The sequence below is a fragment of the Ramlibacter sp. genome, assembly GCF_050250995.1.
In the GTDB taxonomy this organism is placed as follows: domain Bacteria; phylum Pseudomonadota; class Gammaproteobacteria; order Burkholderiales; family Burkholderiaceae_C; genus Ramlibacter.
In genome coordinates this window covers 1-20,922 of record NZ_JBFWNP010000052.1, presented here as the reverse complement: position 1 = coordinate 20,922, position 20,922 = coordinate 1, and the positions used below count along the sequence as shown (strand labels likewise).

General features: G+C 67.8%; 23 protein-coding genes. 15 read left to right on the top strand and 8 right to left on the bottom strand.

What is annotated here, in order from left to right; all coding sequences use genetic code 11:
- Nucleotides 1–6 precede the first annotated feature (6 nt).
- Nucleotides 7–681 (top strand): heme oxygenase (biliverdin-producing), encoded by a 675-nt coding sequence (locus AB7E83_RS23285; protein ID WP_428573213.1) that lies wholly within the window; start codon nucleotides 7–9, stop codon nucleotides 679–681.
- Here AB7E83_RS23285 and AB7E83_RS23280 read toward each other — a convergent pair.
- The gene (locus AB7E83_RS23280) at nucleotides 671–2,839 is read right to left on the bottom strand and encodes a GAF domain-containing protein (protein ID WP_428573212.1); all 2,169 of its coding nucleotides are present in this window, start codon (nucleotides 2,837–2,839) and stop codon (nucleotides 671–673) included. The genes AB7E83_RS23285 and AB7E83_RS23280 overlap by 11 nt on opposite strands.
- On the bottom strand, nucleotides 2,839–4,230 hold the full coding sequence (ppsR, locus tag AB7E83_RS23275) for a transcriptional regulator PpsR (RefSeq protein WP_428573211.1): 1,392 nt from the start codon (nucleotides 4,228–4,230) through the stop codon (nucleotides 2,839–2,841). The genes AB7E83_RS23280 and ppsR overlap by 1 nt, the downstream gene beginning before the upstream one ends.
- A gap of 76 nt (nucleotides 4,231–4,306) precedes the next feature.
- On the opposite strand from ppsR, the gene chlG reads away from it, so the two are divergent.
- Genes chlG through AB7E83_RS23250 form a run of 5 tightly spaced genes read left to right on the top strand, consistent with a single transcriptional unit; the run spans nucleotide 4,307 to nucleotide 8,555 of the window.
- On the top strand, nucleotides 4,307–5,227 hold the full coding sequence (chlG, locus tag AB7E83_RS23270; protein ID WP_428573210.1) for a chlorophyll synthase ChlG: 921 nt from the start codon (nucleotides 4,307–4,309) through the stop codon (nucleotides 5,225–5,227).
- On the top strand, nucleotides 5,227–6,573 hold the full coding sequence (locus AB7E83_RS23265; RefSeq protein ID WP_428573209.1) for a BCD family MFS transporter: 1,347 nt from the start codon (nucleotides 5,227–5,229) through the stop codon (nucleotides 6,571–6,573). The genes chlG and AB7E83_RS23265 overlap by 1 nt, the downstream gene beginning before the upstream one ends.
- A 5-nt stretch (nucleotides 6,574–6,578) precedes the next feature.
- Nucleotides 6,579–7,796 carry a geranylgeranyl diphosphate reductase gene (locus AB7E83_RS23260; RefSeq protein ID WP_428573227.1) on the top strand — a complete coding sequence of 406 codons (1,218 nt, stop codon included), beginning with the start codon at nucleotides 6,579–6,581 and terminating at the stop codon, nucleotides 7,794–7,796.
- A complete protein-coding gene (locus AB7E83_RS23255; protein ID WP_428573208.1) occupies nucleotides 7,793–8,275 on the top strand; it encodes a TspO/MBR family protein in 483 nt (160 codons plus the stop codon). Before AB7E83_RS23260 ends, AB7E83_RS23255 begins: the two co-directional genes overlap by 4 nt.
- Nucleotides 8,276–8,279: 4 nt before the next feature.
- Nucleotides 8,280–8,555: a hypothetical protein gene (locus tag AB7E83_RS23250; RefSeq protein WP_428573207.1), complete on the top strand. Its 276-nt coding sequence runs from the start codon at nucleotides 8,280–8,282 to the stop codon at nucleotides 8,553–8,555.
- Here the strand turns inward: AB7E83_RS23250 and AB7E83_RS23245 are convergent.
- The 3 genes from AB7E83_RS23245 to AB7E83_RS23235 all read right to left on the bottom strand — a co-directional run bounded on the left by AB7E83_RS23245 (nucleotide 8,542) and on the right by AB7E83_RS23235 (nucleotide 10,246).
- A complete protein-coding gene (locus AB7E83_RS23245) occupies nucleotides 8,542–8,859 on the bottom strand; it encodes a high-potential iron-sulfur protein (protein WP_428573206.1) in 318 nt (105 codons plus the stop codon). The two genes, AB7E83_RS23250 and AB7E83_RS23245, sit on opposite strands and share 14 nt — an antisense overlap.
- Nucleotides 8,860–8,890: 31 nt before the next feature.
- A complete protein-coding gene (locus AB7E83_RS23240; protein ID WP_428573205.1) occupies nucleotides 8,891–9,121 on the bottom strand; it encodes a hypothetical protein in 231 nt (76 codons plus the stop codon).
- Nucleotides 9,122–9,316: 195 nt separating this feature from the next.
- Nucleotides 9,317–10,246 (bottom strand): phosphorothioated DNA-binding restriction endonuclease, encoded by a 930-nt coding sequence (locus AB7E83_RS23235; protein ID WP_428573204.1) that lies wholly within the window; start codon nucleotides 10,244–10,246, stop codon nucleotides 9,317–9,319.
- Nucleotides 10,247–10,334: 88 nt separating this feature from the next.
- On the opposite strand from AB7E83_RS23235, the gene AB7E83_RS23230 reads away from it, so the two are divergent.
- Nucleotides 10,335–10,562 carry a DUF3820 family protein gene (locus AB7E83_RS23230; RefSeq protein ID WP_428573203.1) on the top strand — a complete coding sequence of 76 codons (228 nt, stop codon included), beginning with the start codon at nucleotides 10,335–10,337 and terminating at the stop codon, nucleotides 10,560–10,562.
- Nucleotides 10,563–10,757: 195 nt separating this feature from the next.
- Nucleotides 10,758–11,321, top strand: a complete 564-nt coding sequence (locus AB7E83_RS23225; protein ID WP_428573202.1) for an ATP-dependent Clp protease proteolytic subunit — start codon at nucleotides 10,758–10,760, stop codon at nucleotides 11,319–11,321.
- 49 nt (nucleotides 11,322–11,370) lie between these two features.
- On the opposite strand, the gene AB7E83_RS23220 is transcribed toward AB7E83_RS23225, so the two are convergent.
- On the bottom strand, nucleotides 11,371–12,267 hold the full coding sequence (locus tag AB7E83_RS23220; protein ID WP_428573201.1) for a LysR substrate-binding domain-containing protein: 897 nt from the start codon (nucleotides 12,265–12,267) through the stop codon (nucleotides 11,371–11,373).
- Between the two features lie 91 nt (nucleotides 12,268–12,358).
- Here AB7E83_RS23220 and AB7E83_RS23215 point away from each other — a divergent pair, with 91 nt between their 5' ends.
- From AB7E83_RS23215 to AB7E83_RS23190, 6 genes are all read left to right on the top strand, one after another.
- Nucleotides 12,359–13,246 (top strand): TauD/TfdA dioxygenase family protein, encoded by an 888-nt coding sequence (locus AB7E83_RS23215; protein WP_428573200.1) that lies wholly within the window; start codon nucleotides 12,359–12,361, stop codon nucleotides 13,244–13,246.
- Nucleotides 13,247–13,260: 14 nt separating this feature from the next.
- Nucleotides 13,261–14,223: a Bug family tripartite tricarboxylate transporter substrate binding protein gene (locus tag AB7E83_RS23210; RefSeq protein WP_428573199.1), complete on the top strand. Its 963-nt coding sequence runs from the start codon at nucleotides 13,261–13,263 to the stop codon at nucleotides 14,221–14,223.
- Between the two features lie 3 nt (nucleotides 14,224–14,226).
- Nucleotides 14,227–15,213: an HpcH/HpaI aldolase/citrate lyase family protein gene (locus AB7E83_RS23205; protein WP_428573198.1), complete on the top strand. Its 987-nt coding sequence runs from the start codon at nucleotides 14,227–14,229 to the stop codon at nucleotides 15,211–15,213.
- Nucleotides 15,210–16,442 carry a CaiB/BaiF CoA transferase family protein gene (locus tag AB7E83_RS23200; protein WP_428573197.1) on the top strand — a complete coding sequence of 411 codons (1,233 nt, stop codon included), beginning with the start codon at nucleotides 15,210–15,212 and terminating at the stop codon, nucleotides 16,440–16,442. Before AB7E83_RS23205 ends, AB7E83_RS23200 begins: the two co-directional genes overlap by 4 nt.
- Nucleotides 16,443–16,559: 117 nt before the next feature.
- Nucleotides 16,560–17,528 carry a Bug family tripartite tricarboxylate transporter substrate binding protein gene (locus AB7E83_RS23195; RefSeq protein ID WP_428573196.1) on the top strand — a complete coding sequence of 323 codons (969 nt, stop codon included), beginning with the start codon at nucleotides 16,560–16,562 and terminating at the stop codon, nucleotides 17,526–17,528.
- A gap of 52 nt (nucleotides 17,529–17,580) precedes the next feature.
- Nucleotides 17,581–18,651 (top strand): 3-keto-5-aminohexanoate cleavage protein, encoded by a 1,071-nt coding sequence (locus AB7E83_RS23190; RefSeq protein ID WP_428573195.1) that lies wholly within the window; start codon nucleotides 17,581–17,583, stop codon nucleotides 18,649–18,651.
- A gap of 13 nt (nucleotides 18,652–18,664) precedes the next feature.
- Here the strand turns inward: AB7E83_RS23190 and AB7E83_RS23185 are convergent, their stop codons facing one another.
- Both AB7E83_RS23185 and AB7E83_RS23180 read right to left on the bottom strand, forming a co-directional pair.
- The gene (locus AB7E83_RS23185) at nucleotides 18,665–19,693 is read right to left on the bottom strand and encodes an AraC family transcriptional regulator (protein WP_428573194.1); all 1,029 of its coding nucleotides are present in this window, start codon (nucleotides 19,691–19,693) and stop codon (nucleotides 18,665–18,667) included.
- Complete coding sequence (locus tag AB7E83_RS23180; RefSeq protein WP_428573193.1) at nucleotides 19,690–20,595, bottom strand: LysR family transcriptional regulator; 906 nt, start codon at nucleotides 20,593–20,595, stop codon at nucleotides 19,690–19,692. The genes AB7E83_RS23185 and AB7E83_RS23180 overlap by 4 nt, the downstream gene beginning before the upstream one ends.
- 102 nt (nucleotides 20,596–20,697) lie before the next feature.
- Here AB7E83_RS23180 and AB7E83_RS23175 point away from each other — a divergent pair.
- A partial coding sequence (locus AB7E83_RS23175) for an acyl-CoA dehydrogenase family protein (protein WP_428573192.1) occupies nucleotides 20,698–20,922 on the top strand: 225 nt, incomplete at its 3' end.

Below are 20,922 nucleotides of genomic sequence, written 5' to 3'. Positions count from 1 at the left end.
GCCCGCGTGGAGGTGGATCTGGCGGGCCGCCTGCGGGCCGAGACGCGCGTGCTGCACGCACAAGTCGAGCGCAGTCCCTTCGTGGCGCGGCTGCTTGCGGGCCAAACGGACAGGGCGGCTTATTGCCTGTTGCTGCGCAACCTGCATCCCATCTACCTGGCACTGGAAGAGGGGGCCGCGCGGCTGTCCGACAGCGCGTCGATCGCGCAGCTGTTCGCGCCAGGCCTGGCCCGACTGGCCGCCCTCGAAGCCGACCTCGATTTCCTCGCGGGGCCGGACTGGAGGCAATCTCTGCGGGTGCTGCCAGCCGCTGCGGCCTATGGCCACCGCCTGAATGGCCTGGGACCGGCGCGGGCTCACTTGCTGGCCGCACACGCCTACGTCCGCTACCTGGGCGACATGGCAGGCGGTCAGCAACTCCGTGGGATCGTCGCGCGCAGTCTGCATCTGCCGGTCTCGGAGGGAACCGCCTTCTACGCTTTTGGCGCGCCCGACGACGTGCGGCGACAGGTTCAGGCTTTCAGGCAAGGGCTCAATCGATGCGCCGCCGGGCCGGGCGAGGCCCAGGACATCGTGGACGAGGCCAGGCTGTCGTTCGAGATGCATCACGCCCTGTTCACCGAGCTGGAAGCTGCCCGGACCGAGCCCGGCAGCGGAGCGGAAGGCGCAGCTACTCGCTGAAGCTGCGCATGCGCCGGTAGTGCGCCGTGGCTCGCCGCGTGGACAGGTCCACCTCGTCGAGCTGCGCGGCCACCTCCAGAGGGGCCGCGCCGTCCAGGATGTCCATGGCCGCCAGGCCGGCGTGGGCCAGCAGGGCGGCCAACAGCGCATCGGGGTCGCCGTTGGTGCGCTCCGGCATCGTGACACGCCCGGCCTGCGACAAGGAGGCTTCGAACCGCGCCCGGGCCTGGGCCGCGTGCCGGTCGGCGCTGAGGTCGGCGAACACCAGGAAGTAACCGAGCACGGAACCGTCGCGCGCCGGCACCACCTCGGCCCGAACCGCCACCGGCAGCACCGCGCCGCTCCCCCTGACGAGGCCGAGTTTGCCGCGCCAGGCGTGACGACCGTTCGCCAGGGCATCGAACATGTCGCTCACCTCCCGCGGCGCGCTGAACAGCGCGGCCATCTGGTCGAGCGTTTTGCGGGCATCGCGCGGGCGCCGGGCCAGCTGGAAGAACGCGTCGTTGACGAACAGCACCTGCAGCCCCGCATCGACGACGATGGCCGCCTCCTGCGAGCTGGCAATGGCCGTTTCGGTCTGCGCCAGCTGGTGGCGGGCGATCAGCAGCCTGACCGCATTGACCTGCAGGATGATGTCCACCAACGAGCATCCAAAGGCGCGTGCCAGGGCCTCGTCGCTGCTCGACCAGGGGGCGGCGGTGCCGCGTACCAGCTCCGACCAGGCGGCGAACGAGCGGCGGGGCGACAGCTCCAGGGGGTCGTTGCCGATCACCGCCTTGGTGGGGTCCCCGGCCCAGGTGACGGTGAGCAACTGTTCCTTGCGAAGCCACATCAGGTAGTCGGGCTGGTCCGCCGACAACTTGACGGCGAGGACGCCGCTGGCCGTGGACGTGAGCGACTGGAGCGCCGGATTGGCCTTCGCCACCGAAGCGCAGGCGAACAGGCTGTCGCTTGCCTGGCTGTGCACCCACTGCACCAGCGCCCGCAGTTCGGGGGTGGAAGGAACCTCTCCGGACGTCATGATGTCGTCCTCGTAAAACAGGACCGCCCCGGTGGCGTCCAGAGGCCGCAGGAGCGTCTGCGGATGACGGAACAGAGCCAGGCGCCAGTCGCCCTCGGTCGCGGTGGAATCGACGAGTCGCTGTTCGAGCCGGCGCACCTGGATCGCCACCTGCGCATGGGCGTAGTTTTCGATGGCCGCGATGCGCGTGGAGGCCACCTCGGCCAGCAGGTCGGCGGCGGACCGGACTGCAAAACGAAGGTTGCGTGGCGAGTAGTGATGGCAGGCGACCAGCCCCCAAAGCCGGCCGTCCCGCACCAGCGAAACGACCAGTGTGGCGGTGACGCCCATGTTGCGCAGGTACTGCAGGTGCAGCGGCGACATGCTGCGCAGGTGGCACATGGACATGTCGAGTTCTTCGTCCGAGCCGGGCAGGCGGCGTGGCACCAGCAGGGCCGGCGGGTCGTCCACCGCGACCAGCACGCGCAGGCGGTTGCGCAGATAGAGTTCGCGCGCCCGCTGCGGAATGTCGGTCGCCGGGTAGTGATGGCCCAGCAGTGAATCCAGCCTGGGATCGCGCGCTTCGGCAATGATCTTGCCGTGGCCGTCCGGGTCGAACTTGTAGACCATGACCCGGTCGTATCCGATGAGGTCGCGATAGCGCCGGACCACCGCGTCCGCCAGCGCGGGGATGCTCGGCGCGGCGCCGAACTCCTGGACCGACTCGCCCAGGCGCGCCAGCAACTGCGCGTGGTCGATGGAGACGGTGGGTGCATCGCCCGGTCCCCGCTGGATGGGTTCGATCTCGACCAGCAACACGTTGCCGACGCGGTGCACCGTCCCCTCGAAGCCCACGGCGGCGCCTCGCACGGTGAGACGGCAGGTGAGGGGCGCGGGTTCGGCCAGGTCGGTGGTGGCCGCGATGTGCGCCACGCGCTCCCCGATGTCCCCGCCCAGGGCGGCCACGTCACGATCCAGCAGGGAGTGCGGCGCGGCACCCAGCACGTCGATCGTGTTGGCGCTCGCCTGGGCGATTCGCAGGCCGGGCTCCAGGAGGGACAGCAGGATGCCGTGCGGCTGGATCGAACCGGCCAGGTGGATGAGCTCGCGCTCGCAGTTGCTCAGGTCGGCCTGACCGAAGGCAGGGCTGCCGGCCATCAGGAGCCTCGATGGAAGGAGCCGTCGCTCTTCGGAATCCACCGGTCGAGGCGCGCGCGGTCCACGCCCAGCAGGCGGGCCGCAGCCGACGCGTCGCCCTCGCAGCGTTGCAGTGCCAGGGATACGAGGTGCCCCTCCGTGAGCTCCGCGGCCTGACCCAGCATCTCCGCGAGGGGCGCGCTTCCCAGGCGGGCGCAAAGCTGCTCCAGCTCGGCGGCCAGGCCGCCGGTGGCCACCACCGGCGCGCCGGGGTCGTTCGCCAGGTGCAACGTGAAGCCAATGCATTCCTGATCGCCTTCGGTCAGCACGGCCGCGGACAACTCGATCTGGCGAAGGCGAGCATCGCTGGACAGCAATCGCGAGGCCACTCGCCGCGTGACGCCTTGCCGCCGGACCTGGTCGAGCATTTCGGCGAACTGCTCGTTCGACACGCCGATCCAGTCCATCAACGGCCGGCGCGCCACCTCGGCCTCCGTGTTCATCCTCGCGAGCTTCAGGAACGCCGGATTGGCGACCAGGATCCGGCCGGCGGAATCGGTCACGACCACGCCATCGCTGGCCCCATCGACCAGGCGCGCCAGCGTCGCATTGAGGTCCGCCGACGACCCGGGGACGTCCATGGCGCGGACACGCATGAGCAGCCGCATCTGGTCGTCGGAGCGAAACGGCGTGGCCACCACGCTGGTGGAAGTCGTCTTGCCCCGCAGGCGGGCGCGTATCTCGGCGGGCTCGCCACTGGCGCGCGCCGTGGCCAGCAGGGATTCGACGGCAGCCCTGGCGCGCTGCTCGAAGCCGAAGCCCGCGGCCCGGCCCAGGACCTGCTCGACCGGCAGCTCGAACATCTGGGCGGCGGCATGGTTGGCCTCGAGGATCTGCAGCGTCTGCGCGTCCACCACCAGTACCCCATCGGTGGCCACCTGGAACAAGAGCCGGTAACGCGTTTCGGCCTGGCGGGCACGCCAGTAACCGCGTTCCATTTCCTCCTGGGCCCGCAGGAATTTCTGCTGGATGGCCGAGGTGGCAGCCAGGTCGTGACCGATCGCCAGCAGGGGACCGTCCTGCCCGAGCCGCATCGCCCGGTAGGCGATCGAGACCTGGCCTTGCGGCCCGGCGGGGTGGTTGATTTCGCGTCGGCGCGCCACGCCGGTGGCGGTGACTTCTTCCAGCAACTGGCCGATCTTGGCGCGGGTGTCGCCCGTGGCCGTGTTCGCCCATGGCTGCCCGACCCAGTCCTGGGTGGCCCCGAGCTGCACCGCGCCACCCTGGGAAACGCTGCGGATCACGCCATCGTCATCCAGCACCAGTGCGATGTCGCTGGAGAGGTTGACGAAAGTCTGCGCCAGCTCCGGAGCCCAGCCGGACAGGGCGCTGAGATCGAGCGGTTTGACCATCGCTCATTATTAAGCGGTTTGGACCCCATTCCTTTTTTTCTCCGATCTCGCACCACCGAAAAAGTGTCAATCAGAATTGACATGTGTTTGTGTCAGGTGCAAGAATCAATTCATGGCACGACCCGCGCTGTCCGCGATCCTGGAGCTGTTCAAGCCGATCACATGGTTTCCGCCCATGTGGGCCTTCGCGTGCGGCGTGGTCGCCTCGGGCGTCTCGATGGAGGGCAAGTGGCTGTTGGCCGCGCTTGGGGTCGCGCTGGCCGGCCCCTTCGTGTGCGCCACCAGCCAGGCGGTGAACGACTGGTTCGACCGCCATGTGGACGCGATCAACGAACCCACGCGGCCGATTCCATCCGGCCGGATTCCGGGTCGCTGGGGCCTCTACCTGGGGATTGGCTGGACGGCCGTGTCGCTGGCCGTGGCAAGCCTGCTCGGGCCCTGGGGCTTCGGGGCGGCCGCACTGGGTCTCCTGCTGGCCTGGGCGTACAGCGCGCCGCCGCTGCGGCTGAAGGAAAACGGCTGGTGGGGCAATGCGGCTTGCGGCATCAGCTACGAAGGGATCGCCTGGGCCACCGGTGCCGCGGTCATGGCGGGCGGCGCGATGCCGGGCGGCAACTCGCTGATCCTGGCCGCCCTCTACAGCGCCGGCACCCACGGCATCATGACGCTGAACGATTTCAAGGCCGTGGAGGGCGATCGCCGAATGGGCGTACGCTCGTTGCCCGTGCAGCTTGGCGAGCAGCGGGCCGCGCGCGTGGCCTGCTGGACGATGGCGCTGCCGCAACTGGCCGTGGTGGTGCTCCTGATCCAGTGGGGCCGGCCCGGGCACGCCGTGGCGGTGGGCGGCTTGCTGGCCTTGCAACTGCTGCTCATGGACCACTTCCTGGGCAGCGTCCGCGAGCGGGCCCTCTGGTACAGCGGCTTCGGGGTTCCGCTGTTCGTCGGCGGCATGATGGTGAGCGCCTTCGCCCTGCGCGGCATGGGGTCGGGACTGTGATGACGCTCGGCTGGCTCGGCATTGCGCGCCTGGGTCTCGTCCAGGCCGCGCTCGGTTCGGTCGTGGTGCTGACCACGTCCACCTTGAACCGCGTGATGGTGGTGGAACTGGCCCTGCCGGCCCTGCTGCCAGGGTTCCTCGTGGCCATGCATTACCTCGTGCAGGTGGCCCGCCCGCGGATGGGGCACGGATCGGATGTGGGCGGACGCCGCACGCCCTGGATCGTCGGCGGCATGGCGGTGCTGGCATGCGGTGGCGTGCTGGCAGCCCTCGCCACGGCGTGGATGGCCAGCAATCGGCCCGCGGGGATCGCCCTGGCGGTCGTGGCCTTCCTAATGATCGGCCTGGGCGTCAGCGCCAGCGGCACCTCGTTGCTGGTGATGCTTGCCAAGCGCGTGGCCGAGGGCCGGCGCGCCGCCGCGGCCACCATCGTGTGGGTCATGATGATCGCCGGCTTCGCGATCACCGCCGGGGTGGCGGGACACTGGCTGGATCCGTATTCGCCGACGCGGATGGTCGCTGTCTCCGCTGTCGTATCGACTCTTGCGATGCTCGTCACCCTGGCGGCCTTGTTCCGGCTGGAGCCGAGCGTCGGTGCGCAGGAGGCGCCTCGGGGCGAGCTTGCCGCGCCGGCGCCCCGGCCCGCGTTTCGCGCGGCGCTGGCGGAGGTCTGGAGCGAGCCGACGGCGCGTCACTTCACCATCTTCGTGTTCGTGTCCATGCTGGCCTTCAGCGCGCAGGACCTGATCCTCGAGCCCTTCGCCGGCTCCGTCTTCGGCCTGACGCCGGGCGCTTCGACGCAACTGTCCGGCCTGCAGCACGGCGGTGTCTTGCTGGGCATGCTGACGGTGGCATTCGCGGGCAGCAGCGGCACGCGCCTGGGCTCGCTGCGTGGCTGGACGGTCGGCGGCTGTGTCGCGTCTGCCCTTGCCTTGCTGGGGCTGGCGGCCGCAGGACTGCTGGGCCCTGGCTGGCCGCTTCGCGCCACCGTGTTCATGCTCGGTGTCGCCAACGGCGCGTTCTCGATCGGCGCGATCGCTTCCATGATGCGGCTCGCAAGTGTCGGCCGGCATGCGAGGGAAGGGGTGCGCATGGGGCTTTGGGGGGGCGCGCAGGCGGTCGCGTTCGGCCTCGGCGGTCTCCTCGGTACGGCGGCCAGCGACCTGGCCCGATTCCTGATCGGATCGCCGGGCGTGGCCTATGCCGCGGTCTTTCTGTTCGAAGCCCTGACGTTCCTGGTGGCCGCCTGGCTGGCCTGGCGAATCGGTGGCGAACCTGCCGTGGCCTCGCGCCCGCGCTCGCGCGCGGGCAGTGACGTCCTCGTTGCAACGATGGAACATAGGTGAAGCCGATGGAAAGCGAGAGCCTGCGCGCTGGCGAAATCTTCGACGTGGTCGTGGTGGGCGGGGGCCCCGCTGGCGCCACCGCGGCGCACGAACTCGCGCGCATGGGGCGCTCGGTGTTGCTGCTCGACCGGGCTGGACGCATCAAGCCCTGCGGCGGCGCGATTCCGCCCCGATTGATCAAGGACTTCGCCATCCCCGACGAACTGCTGGTGGCCCGCGCGACATCCGCACGGATGGTCTCGCCGGCCAGCAAGTGCGTGGACATTCCGATCGAGAACGGCTTCGTCGGCATGGTGGACCGGGGCGATTTCGACGAGTGGCTGCGGGCGCGTGCGGCAGCCGCCGGCGCCATTCGGCGGGCAGGCAGTTTCGAGCGGCTGGCGCGCGATGCGCAGGGCCTGAACGAAGTGCACTTCAGGGAGCGCGTGCGCGGCGAGGCCGGCGGCCGGCCGGCCAGCGTGCGGGCCCGCACGGTGATCGGCGCCGACGGCGCGCGTTCCGAGGTGGCTCGCCAGGCGCTGCCCCGCGTGAAGGACGTCAGCTACGTGTTCGCGTATCACGAGATCGTGCGCGCACCGGCGCGCGCGCCTGCCGGCTATGACGGCTCGCGCTGCGACGTGTTCTACCAGGGCACGCTGTCGCCGGACTTCTACGGCTGGGTCTTTCCGCACGGCGACACCCTGAGCATCGGTACGGGCAGCGCCGACAAGGGGTTCTCGCTGCGCAGCGCGGTCACGCGACTGCGGCATGCCAGCGGCCTCGCCGGCACCGAAACCCTTCGCAAGGAAGGCGCGCCCTTGCCGATGAAGCCGCTCGCGCGCTGGGACAACGGCCGCGACGTGGTGCTGGCGGGCGACGCCGCAGGCGTGGTGGCGCCCGCGTCGGGCGAGGGCATCTACTACGCCATGGTCGGTGGCCAGCTGGCAGCGGAGGCGGTGCATGCCTTGCTGGAAAGCGGCGACGTGCGGGCATTGAAGCTGGCCCGCAAGCGTTTCATGAAGGCGCACGGCACGGTGTTCCGGGTGCTCGGCATCATGCAGTGGTTCTGGTACTCCAGCGATCGGCGGCGCGAGCGCTTCGTCAAGATCTGCGAGGATCGCGACGTGCAGCAGCTCACCTTCGAGTCGTACATGAACAAGGAACTCGTCCGCAAGAAGCCCATGGCCCACGTGCGCATCTTCTTCAAGGACATGGCCCACCTGCTCGGCCTGGCCCGGGTATGAGGCGCGGAGGGTGGGTCAAGCCCGTCCTGACCGCCGCCGCTGCGGCCTTCGCGGTCGGCGCGCTCGGTTCGCTGATGACCGACATCGGTCCCTGGTACAAGGGACTCGCACAACCGGCGTGGAAGCCGCCCGACTGGCTGTTCGGTCCCGCCTGGACCCTCATCTTCGCCTTTGCCGCGGCCTCGGGTGCAGTTGCATGGCGACACGCGCCGGACCGGGGCAGCCGCGAATGGCTGCTGGTGCTGTTCTCGCTCAACGGGTTCCTGAACGTGCTCTGGAGCCTGCTCTACTTCCGCCTGCGGCGTCCGGACTGGGCACTGGCCGAAGTCGTCGTGCTCTGGCTTTCAATCCTCGTGTTGATGGGGGTACAGGCGCGGTACAGCCGTCGCGCCAGCCTGCTGCTCCTGCCCTACCTCGCATGGGTCGCATTCGCGGCAGCGCTCAACTGGGCCACGGTGCGCTTGAACGGACCGTTCTGACAGCATGGGTGAATGGCTCACCGCAAGCCGCATCGTCGACCTGGTGATCGTCCTGTCGGTGCTGGAAGGCCTGGCGCTGGGGCTGCACCATCGCCTCACCGGTCGCGGCCTCCGGCCCGGCGACTACGCGCTCAACCTCGTGTCCGGCCTGTGCCTGATGCTGGCACTTCGCGCCGTGCTGGACGGCGCCGGCTGGCCATGGCTTGCGGCCTGGATGCTTGCGGCAGGTCTGGCCCATTGGGCCGACCTGTGGCGTCGCTGGCGGCTCAGGCCTTCTTGACCCAGGCGCTGCACCATCCATTGGCCTCGACCTGCTTGCCCGTGAAAAGGGGGCACGGACCGCCCGCTTCCTTGGGCTTGCCCTGGTAGAGCTGGCAGTTGCTGCACTTCTGCTCGGCGCTGTGCTTGGGAAACTTTTTCTTGTCGACCTTGGTCGTGTCCTTTGCGTAGCCGAGCGCGACGGCCTGCGGGTCCTTTTCGTCGACCTTCGGCAAGGCGGCTTGCGCCATCGCCCGCGACGCGGTCAGCAGGGTGCTGCCCGCGGCGATCTGGAAGAAGAAGGTTCTGCGGCTGCGACTTTTCATGTGGGAAATGCTCCGGTGAATCGAACGTCGCTTATGTTGCCACGACCGTCGCCGGCGGCACAGTGTTGCGCGACGGTTTATCGCTCGGGTTTGTACTGTCGGCGCCGAGCGTACGAGCGGCGACGCCTTGGTATTCGACGACCTGAACATGCTCACGCTCAAGCCACTTCGATCGCTCGTAAGGAAGCATCGTCAGCACGCGCAGCGCTTCGGCGAGTTCCCGCTCCGCCTGATGTTTCGACATCGCTTCGATCGTGGCCAAGCTGCGCAGGCATGCTCCGTGGGTTCAGCAGGAGTCGTCTGCCGAGTGGACCTGAGCTCCACACCGAGCGCGTTACACAGGCCTCGCAAAGTGCTCAAGGCGCAGTCTCCCGGGGTCCAGCAAATTCTCCGGAGTCGCGGCCATGGGCATGTGAGAAGTCCCGTGACGGGCAAGCGGTTTCCGAGGTGGCCGGGTTCAGACACTTCGCTCCGGCCGCTTGAATACGTTCTGTCGATTCCACGTCAGGAATTCCGGACCGGGTCTGTGCTGCTTCTCGGTCGGGAGGAGCAAGGGCTTGCCATGATGCGCGAGAACTCCAGTCAGCCCCCTCTCACCCGAAATGGCGTGTTGGCTGAAGAGGACGCGATGCTCGGCAGGCTCGATCGTGAAGGCACCCAGGTCGAACAGCTTGTGATGCAGGGCGCAGAGACTCAATCCATTCGGCTCGACATCGGGGCCGCCCGCGGTGTGCCAGTGGATGTGCGCCGCCTCGAGGCCTGCCGGCACGTGGCGTACCCTCAGATCGAAGCCGCATACGCAGCATCGATATTCGTATGCCCGGAGCATCCTTTCTCGGAAGGCTGGATCGCGGCGTCTGAGCGGTGCCGGAACGCCAGTCGACTCTGTGATCGCGGGGGTTAGCTCGATCCCGGCCTCCGCCGCGATGTCCTCATGCAAGGTTGCAGGAAAGAAGGCGTCCAACACCCGCTTGGCTGCTTGGCGAATCAGCGCCGGGTCGGCTGCAAGCGCTTGCTGAACCTCTTCAGAAAATCCGGCTTCGACGCCGAGCTGGCGAAGTGCTCCAAGTGTTGGCGTCGAACCTGTCGAATGACCGACGAGCGCTGCCGATCGCGTCACTTCCCACAGCGCGCCGCCTCGGTCCGATTGCAGGTGCCAGAAAGGCAGATGTCGGCGATTCGCAGCGCCCGTGGGCCCGAATTCATCGAGAAGCGACTTCAGCTTTTGTTCTATTCTCAAAAGCGACGTGAGCCTGGGTTCGCCCCTCTGGATTCGGGCAAGCGCCAGCAACAACAGAAGCGGCTTGTGCGGGGCGTATCGGCCGTCGTTCTGCGCACGACGAACGCCCTCGAATGCGCGCAGGATGTCTTCGCGTGTAAGGGGCACTCGGCGATCCTTCCATCGGTGGTGGGCAATTGTGACGTTGACGTTCGCTTCCGTGTCATGTCGGGTCTGAGCGCGCCACAATCCATGGATGTCGGAACCTCTCGACCTGTTGCTCAAGACTGCGATGCCGTACGGCAAGTACAAGGGAACGCTCATCGCGGATCTTCCGGGCAATTACCTGAACTGGTTCGCTCGCGAGGGGTTTCCGCCGGGCCAGCTGGGTCGCTTGCTGGCGCTGATGCACGAGATCGATCACAACGGGCTGAAACACCTGCTTCAACCGCTGCGTCGCAAGGATCAGACAGCAGGCATGTAGGAGAGTTGCTCGTTTGATTGGCGTCAAAAATGAAGATTGCGGCAGAGACGCCGCCGACATGATCGCGCGAAGTCCGACATCGGGATGAGAAGCGGATGACATTGCAAGGTGACACGCTCGCGGTAAGTTCGTGCGTGGCTGAGTCTGTTTAGTTCTGGACTGCCACACCGCACGCCACCGCAAGACGACACTGCCATGAACCAGGAAATCAAGCTGCCCAAGCTCGCGCCCGACATCCGCCTCTTCGGCGGCGTCGGTGACGAGATGCTCGCCGAATTCTTTCGGCAGCAGGACGAAGCGCCGCCGGATGGCCCCATCCTCATGGAGCTGAGTTCCAACGGCGGCAACGCCGACATGGGGCGCCGGCTCGCGCAGGAACTCAGGCTCTGGCAGGAGAAGGCCGGCCGCGACGTGTGGTTCCTCGGCAAAACCTATGTGTATTCCGCCGCGGTGACCGTGATGTCGGCGATTCCGAGGGAGCGTCGATTCATGACCGGCGACTGCGAGGTCCTTATTCACGAACGCAAGATGACCCGCGAACTTCGCATCGATGGCGCGCTGCGCGGCTGCCGCGCGGTCGTCCTCGACCTGCTGGCGGAGATCGAGTCGGGCGAGCGGCTGCAGCGCGCCGGGTTCGAGCAGCTGGCAAAGGGGACGGGGCTCACTGCCGACGACATCGAGAAGCGCGTGATGGAAAAAGACTGGTACCTGACGGCCGCGCAGGCCCTCGACGCGGGCTTGATCGCGGGCGTCGTGTAGCAGGCTCTGTCGAGACGCGAGCACGGCGTCGCGCTTCCGGCGTGCAGCGTCACTTCCGCCGGAACTGTGCCTGCAGTGTGGAAACGATCATCTCCGCGCAGCGCGCCGCGGCAGGCGTCAAGGACTTGCCCTTCAGCGTCACGAGGCACACGTCACGCGTGATCTCGGGCGTTCTCAGCCGTGCCACGACGTAGTTGCCGCGCTGCGGCGGTACGCTCATCAGCGGCAGGACCGTCACACCCAGCCCCGCTTCGACAAGGCTGAAAAGCGTCTGCTGATGGATCACCTCGAAGCGCGGCTCGAACACCACGCCTCGGCGGCGGAACGAATCCTCGATCACCGCGCGGATCGCGGTGCCGCGCGGCATCGCGAGGTGCGGCTCGCGAGCGATGTCGTCGAGCCGCACGGTCTTGCGGTCGAGCCACGGCTTCGTCGCGGGGAGAACGGCGACCACCGGATCGACAATGACGGTGCGGATGTCGAAGTCCTTCAGGCCATCGACGCGCGGCCCGATCGCGAAGTCCGTGACGCGCTCCAGCACATCGTCGTACATGCGGCTCGCGAAGGCCTCGTGGAGTTCCAGCGTGATGCCGGGGTACTGCACCTGGTAGGCCGCGACGATCGGCGGCAGCCGGTGCGTGGAAATCGACGGCGACGTGCCGATGGACACGCGGCCGCGCCGCAAGGTGGCCTCTTCCTTCAGTTCCTGCGCGACTGCGTTCAGGTCGGCCATCAAGCTCTTGCAACGCCCCAGAAGCACCTTGCCGCCAGGCGTGAGGCTCACGCGGCGTGTGGTGCGCTCGAGCAGCGGCAGCCCGAGTTCTTCCTCCAGTTGCTGGACATGCGCGCTCACGGCCGACTGCGAGCGGTGCAGCACTTCGGCCGCGCGGCGAAAACTGGCCGCTTCGGCGACGGCAAGGAAGGTCTCGATCTGGCGGATCTTCATTGATCGGAAAACCGGGCTAATGCTTCCGATCATACCGATTGTCCAGTTGGGAGGCCGGTGGTGCAATCGAGCGAACATCACAGGAGACACCGTGCCTTCGACCGCAAACACGCCCACGCGGGGCAGCGACAGTACCTTGACCATCCGGCCCCTCACGGACTTCACCGCGGCCGAGTGCACCGGCGTCGACCTCGCCGCGCTGCGTCCCGGTGAGTGGGAGCGGCTGGTGGAGGCCTATCACCGCTACTCGCTGCTCGTCGTGCGCGACCAGGACCTGGCCAAGGCGGCGCAGATCGAATTCAGCGAGCGCTTCGGCGATCTGGAATTGCCCATTCGCAAGGACTACCTCGGCAAGGACTACCCGGCGCTGCACGTCGTCAGCAACCTGGGCGCCGACGGCAAGCCCAACCCCACCAGCGCGCTGGACAACCCCGGCAACTTCTTCTGGCACACCGACGCTTCGTACATGCGAAAGCCGGCCTCCACGACGCTGCTCTACGCGATCGACATCCCGCCGCAAGGCGGCGACACGTTGTTCGCCAACATGCACGCGGCCTACGACGCGCTGCCGCAGGCGACGAAGGACCGCATCGAGGACCTGCGCGCGATCCACAGCTGGGAGCAGTCGCGACACAACTCGGGCAGCCGTGCCGCTTCGAAGGAAGAGATAGCCGCCGCTCCCCCGGTGGCGCATCCGCTCGTGCGAACGCACCCGGAGACCGGCCGCAAGGCGCTCTACCTCGGCAACCACACCTCCCATATCGAAGGCATTCCCATCGAGGAAGGCCGCGCGTTGCTCGCCGAGCTCCTGGCGCATGCGACGCAGCCGCAGTTCGTCTACCGCCAGCAATGGAGGCAAGGCGACATCGTGGTCTGGGACAACCGCAGCCTGCTGCACAAGGCCACCGACGATTTCGACATGGGCCAGTTCGTCCGTCGCCTGCACCGCACGGTGGTGCAGGGTGACGCTCCCCGTTAATGAGACCAAGGATCATGATGAACAAACTCCTGTTGCGCGCGAGCGCCTTCCTCCTCGCTCTGTCCGCCGCACTTCCGGCCACCGCATTTCCCGATAGGCCCTTGCGTTTCGTCGTGCCCAACACGGCCGGCAGCGCGACGGACACGCTCGCGCGAACCATCGCCGCTTACGTCCAGCAGAAGACTGGGCAGTCCGTAGTGGTCGAGAACAAGGCGGGCGCCAACGGCATCATCGCCACGGAATTCGTCGCCAAGTCGGCGGCCGACGGCTACACGGTCCTGATCGGCAATGTGACGACCAACGCCGCCAATCCGTCGCTGTACAAGAAGCTTCCCTACGACGCCGACAAGGACTTTGCGCCGCTCTCCGGGCTGGGGCGCGCCAGCCAGGTCATGGCGGTCAACAACGATGTTCCGGCGCGAACGGTTGCCGAGTTCATTGCGCTTGCGAAGGCGAATCCGTCGAAGTACGCATTCGGCAGCGGCGGCGCTTCCGCGCGAGTCGCCAGCGAGACCTTCGCGCAGATGGCAGGCGTCAAGATGCTTCACGTGCCGTACAAGGGCAACCCGCTCGCGCTGAACGACCTGATGGCCGGGCAGATCCAGCTCTTCTTCCCCGACATGAGCTCGGCGCTGCCGCTCATCCGAGGCGGCAAGATCCGGGCGCTGGCGGTCACCAGCGGCACCCGTTCGAGCTATCTGCCGGATGTGCCCACGCTGAACGAATCGGGCCTGCCCGGCTACGAGGCGAGCGTGTGGTTCGCTGCCTATGCGCCTGCGGGCACCCCCGCCGATGTCGTCGGCGCGCTCAATCGCCTCATCGCCGAGGGCGTGCGCAGCGAACCTTCGGTCGCGTTCTTCCGCGGCATCGCGATGGAGCCCTTTCCCACGACGCCGGACGAACTGCGCAGGTTCACCCGCAAGGAAATCGACTCGTGGGCGCGTGCGATTAAGGCGGCCGGCATTCAACCGGAGTAATCGATGTCCTCTATCGTCATTCCCCCGCGCCGCTTTCGCATTCAACGGTCCGAACTGGCGGTGCCTGCCACGTCCCCGCACTTCTTCGAGAAGGCGGCACGCAGCGGCGCCGACGTGATCTTCCTGGATCTCGAAGACGCGGTTGCGCCCGCGCAGAAGAATGAAGCGCGCAAGCTCGCGATCGATGCGCTGCGCGAGATCGACTGGGGCCGCAAGACGATGGCCGTGCGCGTGAACGGGCTCGACACGGCGTGGGGTTGGGAGGACATCGTGGAGGTGGCGCGCCAGTGCCCGCGGCTGGACCTCGTCCTGCTGCCCAAGGCCGGCGGCGCGCGCGACATCGAATTCGTCGAGACGCTGCTGAGCGGGATCGAGCAGGCGATCGGCCGCCGCGAGCCCATCGGCATCGAAGCCCTGATCGAAACGGCGCTCGGCGCGGCGAACGTGGAGGAGATCGCTCGCTCGTCGCAACGGCTGGAGGCGCTGATCTTCGGCGTGGGCGATTTCATCGTCAGCATGCAGACGCCCGACCGGGTCATCGGTGCGATCAACACCGATTACGCGATGGTCACCGACCCCGATGCGCACGGGCAGCGGCAGACGCACTACAACCACCAGTGGCACCACGTCATGGCGCGCATCGCGGCCGCATGCCGCGCGTGGGGCTTGCGGCCTGTCGATGGTCCCTACGTGAACTTCAAGGACGAGGCGGGTTTCAAGGCTTCCGCGCTGCGAGCACGTGCCCTTGGCTTCGACGGCAAATGGGCGATCCATCCCAACCAGGTCGCATGGGCGAACGAGGTGTTCTCGCCCGACGAGGCCAGGGTCGCGTGGGCGCGCAAGGTGTCGGACGCCATCGCCCAGGCGGTAAGCGAGGGCCGCGGCGCCATCAGCCTCGACGGCGAGCTGGTGGACCTGGCCCACATCAAACTGACAGAGAACATCCTCGCGCGAGATCGTGCGATCCGCGCCCAACAGGACAACGCATGACATCGACATCATCGACATCCGCCCCGGCCGTCGACGAGCGTCCGCTCGCCGGATTGCGGGTCCTCGACATCGCGACCTTCATCGCCGCGCCCTTCTGCGGCGCCACGCTCGCCGAGTTCGGCGCCGAAGTCATCAAGGTCGAGCAACCCGAGGTGGGCGACCCGTTGCGCTATTGGGGCACGCAGACCGAATGCGGCGACTCGCTGGTCTGGCTGAGCGAGGCGCGCAACAAGAAGTCGGTGACGCTCGACCTGCGCACCGAGCAGGGCAAGCGGATCTTCCGGCAGCTCGTCGCGAAGAGCGACGTCGTGCTGGAGAACTTCCGCCCGGGCACCCTCGAGAAGTGGGGACTGGGCTACGACGCGCTGGCCGAGATCAACCCCGGGCTCGTCATGCTGCGCGTGAGCGCGTACGGGCAGACGGGGCCGTACAAGGACCGGCCGGGCTACGCGCGAATCGCGCATGCGTTCAGCGGGCTGTCCCACCTCGCACGCGAGCCCGGTGGCAAGCCGGTCATGCCCGGGTCGACCTCGCTCGCCGACTATTTCTCGGGCCTCTACGGCGCGGTCGGTGTGATGATGGCCTTGCGCTCGCGCGAGAAGACTGGGCGCGGCCAGTCCATCGACATCGGCCTCTACGAGTCCATCTTCCGCATCATGGACGAACTGGTTCCGTCCTATGGCCGCAGCGGCTTCGTGCGGCAGCCCATGGGCGCGGACACGGTCAACATCGTGCCGCACAGCCATTACCAGGCGAAGGATGGCAAGTGGGTCGCCGTTGCGTGTTCGAGCGACCGCATGTTCGAGCGGCTCGCCGCCACCATGGGGAGCCCTGAACTCGCGACCGACGAACGTTACCGGACCATGCGGGAGCGCGACAAGCGCCGCGACGAGTTGAACGCGAAGGTCGGCGAGTGGGTGGCGAGCATGCCGGCGGCCGAGGTGCTGGAGCGATGCGAGGCCAACGAGATGGCGTGCGGCCTCCTCTACGACATCGCGGACATCTTCGAGGATCCGCAATACAAGGAGCGCGGCAACATCAAGACGATGCAGGACTCGCGGGTCGGCACCTACCATGCCCCCAACGTCATCCCGCGCCTCTCCGCAACGCCGGGCCATCTCGACACGCTCGGCCCGGCGCTCGGCGCGCACAACGCGGAGGTCTACGGCGAGTTGCTGGCGATGACCGCGGCGGATCTCGCGAGCCTGCGGAGCGCGAAGGTGATCTGAGTCGGGATGTCCCGAAATGACAATTCGATGTCCCGGATAAGCAATTCAAGATAGCGCGCTTCGCCAGATACTCCAGCTGTCGGCCATCCAGCCGCCGACCCCAGCAGGAGACAACAAGTGAAGCTGCATCGAATCGCGAATTCCGCCCTGGTGCTGATCGGATGCCTCCTGGCGCAGGGCGCCGGAGCCGCCGGCGACAAGCCCCTGAAGGTCATCGTCCCGGCGCCGGCCGGCGGCAGCACCGACATCGTGGCCCGCATGGTCGGCCAGCAGATGGCGCTGGACACCGGGCGCGTGGTGGTGATCGAGAACCGCCCCGGCGCGAGCGGCGCGATCGGCATGCAGGCGATGCTGCAGGCCGCGGCCGACGGCGACACCCTTGTCGTGGGGCCGAACAACATGCTGGTCGAATCGCCGCACGTGGTGAAGATGCCGTACGACCCGTTGAAGGACGTGATCAGCGTGGCCCGGATCGCCCGCACCAGCTACGTGCTGGTGACCGGCGCGAACTATCCGGCGAAGGACTTCAAGGGACTGCTCGCGCACCTGAAGACGCGCAAGGACAAGTCGAGCTTCGCCAACTACGGCAACGGCACCACGTCGCACTATTCGGGGCTGATGTTCAGCGAGCAGGCCGGCCTGGGCATGCAGAACGTCGGCTATGCCGGATCGCCGCCCGCCTTGCAGGACGTGATCGGCGGGCAGGTCGACATCATGTTCGACGGCATGGGGACGTCGCTGCCGCTCGTCAACGGCGGGAAGCTGCGGGCCTATGCGGTGTCGGGGAAGAGCCGGTCCAAATACCTGCCGGACGTGCCGACCATGACCGAACTCGGCTACCCCGAGATCCAGTTCCAGGGGCAGATGCGCTTCTATGCGTCGAGCAAGTTGCCGGCCGATGCGCTGGGCCGCCTGCAGGCGGCGATCAAGAAGGCCGCCGACGCCCCCGCGGTGCAGAAGAAGATGCTCGACGCGGGCCTGGAGCCGGATGTGAGCGTCGACACCGCCGGCATGCTCGCCGAAGACAGGGCGCTCTTCCAGCGCAACGCCGGCATCGTCCGCAAATTCAACATCAAGTCGAATTAGGGTCACGCGCCCGCCGACGTCCTCGATCCGGATTCCCAAGAAAGACACCGCCATGAACTTCCTCGACGGCCACCTGTACCCCGAGAACCAGCAGCCCCTCGTCATCACGGCCGCGCCCTATGCGCCGGGCTGGATTCCGTCCGACTTCCCGGAGGACATCCCGGTGACGATGAAGGACCAGATCCAGAAGGCGGTGGACTGCTACGAGGCCGGCGCGCGTGTGCTGCACCTGCACGTACGGGAGGACGACGGCAAGGGCAGCAAGCGCCTGTCGAAGTTCAACGAGCTGATCGCCGGCGTGCGCGAGCGCGTGCCCGACATGATCATCCAGGTGGGCGGCTCCATCAGCTTCGCACCCGAGGAGGGCCAGGCCGCGAAGTGGTTGAGCGACGACACGCGGCACATGCTGGCCGAACTCACGCCGAAGCCCGACCAGGTGACGGTGACGGTCAACACCTCGCAGATGAACGTGACCGAGCATGCAGGCGTGGACGATTTCCGCGGCGTGTCGCGCGGCTTTCCGCACCTGCATGCCACGTACAAGGACATGGTCGTGCCGTCCAATCCGAGCTGGTACGAGGAGCACATCCGCCGGCTCACGGCCGCGGGCATCCAGAGCGAGTTCCAGTGCTACAACATCAACAGCTTCGAGACGATCGAGCGGCTGATCCGGCGCGGAATCTACAAGGGTCCGCTCGTGCTGAACTGGGTGGCCATCAGCGGCGGCATGGATCAGGCCAACATCTACAACCTGGCGCACTTCCTGCGCGCGGTGCCGGACGGCGCGGTGCTCACGGTGGAAAGCTCGGTGCTCAACGTCCTGCCGATCAACATGATCGGCATCGCGCTCGGCCTGCACGTGCGCTGCGGCATCGAGGACGTGCTGTGGAACCAGACGCGCACGGGCAAGATGAGCACCGTGGAGCAGATCCGCCAGCTGGTGCGCATCTCGACCGAGTTCGGCCGGCCGATCGCGACGGCGAAGCAGGCGCGCGAGATCATGAAGATCGGCGTGTTCTACGACACGGTTGAAGAGACGCTTGCGCAAAACGGCTTCGCGCCCAACCGCAACGGCGGCCACCAGGGCTTCCTGAAGAAGCCCGCGAGCGAGATCTGCGCCTGAAGCTCGATGCGCCTCAGGCCACTCGCGCCCGCGCGTTGGCGGCCTGCCGGCGCCATTGCGACGCACTGCAGCCGAAGGCGCCCTGGAACCAGTGGCCGAAGCTGCTGGGGGCCGCGAAGCCGAGCAGCCCCGCGACTTCCGCGAGCGGGATGTCGCTGCCGCGCAGGTGGCGCTGCACCAGCTCCCTGCGCACCTCGTCGAGCACGGCGCTGAACGTCGATCCTTCGGCATCGAGCCGGCGATGCAGCGTGCGGCGGTCGACGCGCAGGTGCCGGGCCACCTCCGCGGCGGTGCAGGCGCCGCCCGGCAGCAGCGCGAGGATCAGCTGGCGGCACGCCTGCCGAACGCTCTCGGTCCGCTCGGCCAGCGCCGCCTCGAGGTACTTGCGCGCGTAGCCCGCGGCCACGGGGTCGCCCAGCTCGCGAGGCCGGTCCAAGTCGGCCGCCGCGCAGACCAGGCCGTTGAAGTCCTGGTCGAACCGGACGGCGCGGCCGAAGAACGCGCGATGGGCCGAGGCGTCCGCGGGCGGGCGGTGCGTGAATCGCACTTCGAGCGGGCGCCACTGAGGCCCGATCATTTCGGCAAGCATGCGGAACATGGTGCCCACCGCCAGCTCCACCGACTGGCGCATCTCCAGGCCCGGACTCGGCAACAGGTCTTCGCGGATGACGACCGCGCTGCCCGCTTCCTCGACGCGGATCGCCAGCGATGCATTGACCAGCTTCAGGTAGCGGCACAAGGTGTCGAGCGCCGCGCGCGGCGTGGCTTCCTCGCGCAGCACCAGGCTGATCGGCCCCAGGGCGGAGAGCTTGCGCTGAGCGGCCATGCGCAGCGCGAAGTCTTCCGTGCGCGTCGCGCGGGCCGTGATCTCGAGCAGCTCGCGCGCGGCGTCGCGGGAGATCGGTGTCTCGGGGTCCTTCAGCAGCCGCGCGCTCAGGCCCACGGAGCGCATGAAGGTGTGCGGATCGCGGCCGAGCGACTGCACGAGCTCGACGTAGCCGCCGAGCGTCGCACTGCGCACCTGCTGTGCGATCTGCTTCATGGCGAAGAATCCGACGACTCCGCCTGCGCCAGCAGCCATTCGCGAAACACGCCGAAGGCCGGACTGCGCGCGTCGCCTTCGGGCTGGACGAGGAAGTAGGCCAGCCCGCTGTCGAAGGGCGCGGTTGCGGCGGACGTGACGAGCTCGCCGGCGGCGATCTCGCGGGCCGCGAAGAATTCCGGGACCAGTGCCGCGCCGAGGCCGCTCAGCGCGGCCTGCGTCGCCATGGAGAACAGCTCCATGCGGTCGCCCTTCATGTCGCCCGCACCCTCGATGCCCTGCGCCGCGAACCACTGGCGCCATGCATGGGGCCGCGTCGTCATCTGGATCAGGGGAAGCTTCGCGATGTCCTTCGGCGCGGGACGCCTGCGGCGCGGCCACAAGCGCGGCGAGCAGATCACGACCATCGTCTCATCCACCAGCTTGTCGGCGCGCGTGCCCGGCCAGCCGCCGGCCGTGGCCTGGATGGCCGCGTCGAGGTTCGTGTCGGCGAACAGGAAGGGACGGGTGTGGACGTGGAGATGGACCGCGACGCCGGGATGTGCCGCGCGAAACGAGGGCAGTCGCGGCACCAGCCAGTGCGTCGCGAAGGTGGGCACGACGGCGAGTTCAATGGCGCCCCCGGCCGCGCCGCCGGCCATGACCGACAGCGTGTCGCGTTCCACCTCGTCGAGCCGCGCGCGGACCAGGCGGCTGTAGTGCAGGCCGGTCGGCGTCAGCGCGACGCCGCGCCGTGTGCGGCGGAACATCTTGACGCCGACGAGCGCCTCGAGATTGGCGATCTGGCGCCCCACGGCGCTTTGCGTCAACGCGAGTTCGCTCGCGGCGAGGGTGAAGCTCTCGTGCCGGGCCGCGGATTCGAAGGCGGCCAGGGCGGCGGTGGAGGGAAGCTTCCTGCGCATGGGATCTCGGAGTGCATTTTACGCACGTGTCGCTGAAAAATCGTCGTTTGTCTTCCCCTGCGGGGTCTGCGAAAGTGGCGCCTCCACATGCAAGGAGCGCACATGAAAGCGGCATTCGTTTGGGCAGACCCCCTTCTCCTCGACACGCAGCTCACCGACGACGAGCGCGCCGTGCGCGACGCCGCCCGCAGCTACAGCCAGGTCAATCTCGCGCCGCGCGTGCTCGAGGCCTTCCGCCACGAGAAGACCGACGCGTCGATCTTCCGCGAGATGGGCGAGCTGGGCCTGCTGGGCAACACCAAACCCCAGCAGAACGGCGGCGCGGGC

Bases quoted from the DNA above. Each gene is read 5' to 3' on its own strand.
- AB7E83_RS23280 (WP_428573212.1), bottom strand. From the start codon at position 2,839: ATGGCCGGCAGCCCTGCCTTCGGTCAGGCCGACCTGAGCAACTGCGAG.
- ppsR (WP_428573211.1), bottom strand. From the start codon at position 4,230: ATGGTCAAACCGCTCGATCTCAGCGCCCTGTCCGGCTGGGCTCCGGAG.
- AB7E83_RS23265 (WP_428573209.1), top strand. From the start codon at position 5,227: ATGACGCTCGGCTGGCTCGGCATTGCGCGCCTGGGTCTCGTCCAGGCC.
- AB7E83_RS23260 (WP_428573227.1), top strand. From the start codon at position 6,579: ATGGAAAGCGAGAGCCTGCGCGCTGGCGAAATCTTCGACGTGGTCGTG.
- AB7E83_RS23255 (WP_428573208.1), top strand. From the start codon at position 7,793: ATGAGGCGCGGAGGGTGGGTCAAGCCCGTCCTGACCGCCGCCGCTGCG.
- AB7E83_RS23250 (WP_428573207.1), top strand. From the start codon at position 8,280: ATGGGTGAATGGCTCACCGCAAGCCGCATCGTCGACCTGGTGATCGTC.
- AB7E83_RS23245 (WP_428573206.1), bottom strand. From the start codon at position 8,859: ATGAAAAGTCGCAGCCGCAGAACCTTCTTCTTCCAGATCGCCGCGGGC.
- AB7E83_RS23230 (WP_428573203.1), top strand. From the start codon at position 10,335: ATGTCGGAACCTCTCGACCTGTTGCTCAAGACTGCGATGCCGTACGGC.
- AB7E83_RS23225 (WP_428573202.1), top strand. From the start codon at position 10,758: ATGAACCAGGAAATCAAGCTGCCCAAGCTCGCGCCCGACATCCGCCTC.
- AB7E83_RS23220 (WP_428573201.1), bottom strand. From the start codon at position 12,267: ATGAAGATCCGCCAGATCGAGACCTTCCTTGCCGTCGCCGAAGCGGCC.
- AB7E83_RS23210 (WP_428573199.1), top strand. From the start codon at position 13,261: ATGATGAACAAACTCCTGTTGCGCGCGAGCGCCTTCCTCCTCGCTCTG.
- AB7E83_RS23205 (WP_428573198.1), top strand. From the start codon at position 14,227: ATGTCCTCTATCGTCATTCCCCCGCGCCGCTTTCGCATTCAACGGTCC.
- AB7E83_RS23200 (WP_428573197.1), top strand. From the start codon at position 15,210: ATGACATCGACATCATCGACATCCGCCCCGGCCGTCGACGAGCGTCCG.
- AB7E83_RS23190 (WP_428573195.1), top strand. From the start codon at position 17,581: ATGAACTTCCTCGACGGCCACCTGTACCCCGAGAACCAGCAGCCCCTC.
- AB7E83_RS23185 (WP_428573194.1), bottom strand. From the start codon at position 19,693: ATGAAGCAGATCGCACAGCAGGTGCGCAGTGCGACGCTCGGCGGCTAC.
- AB7E83_RS23180 (WP_428573193.1), bottom strand. From the start codon at position 20,595: ATGCGCAGGAAGCTTCCCTCCACCGCCGCCCTGGCCGCCTTCGAATCC.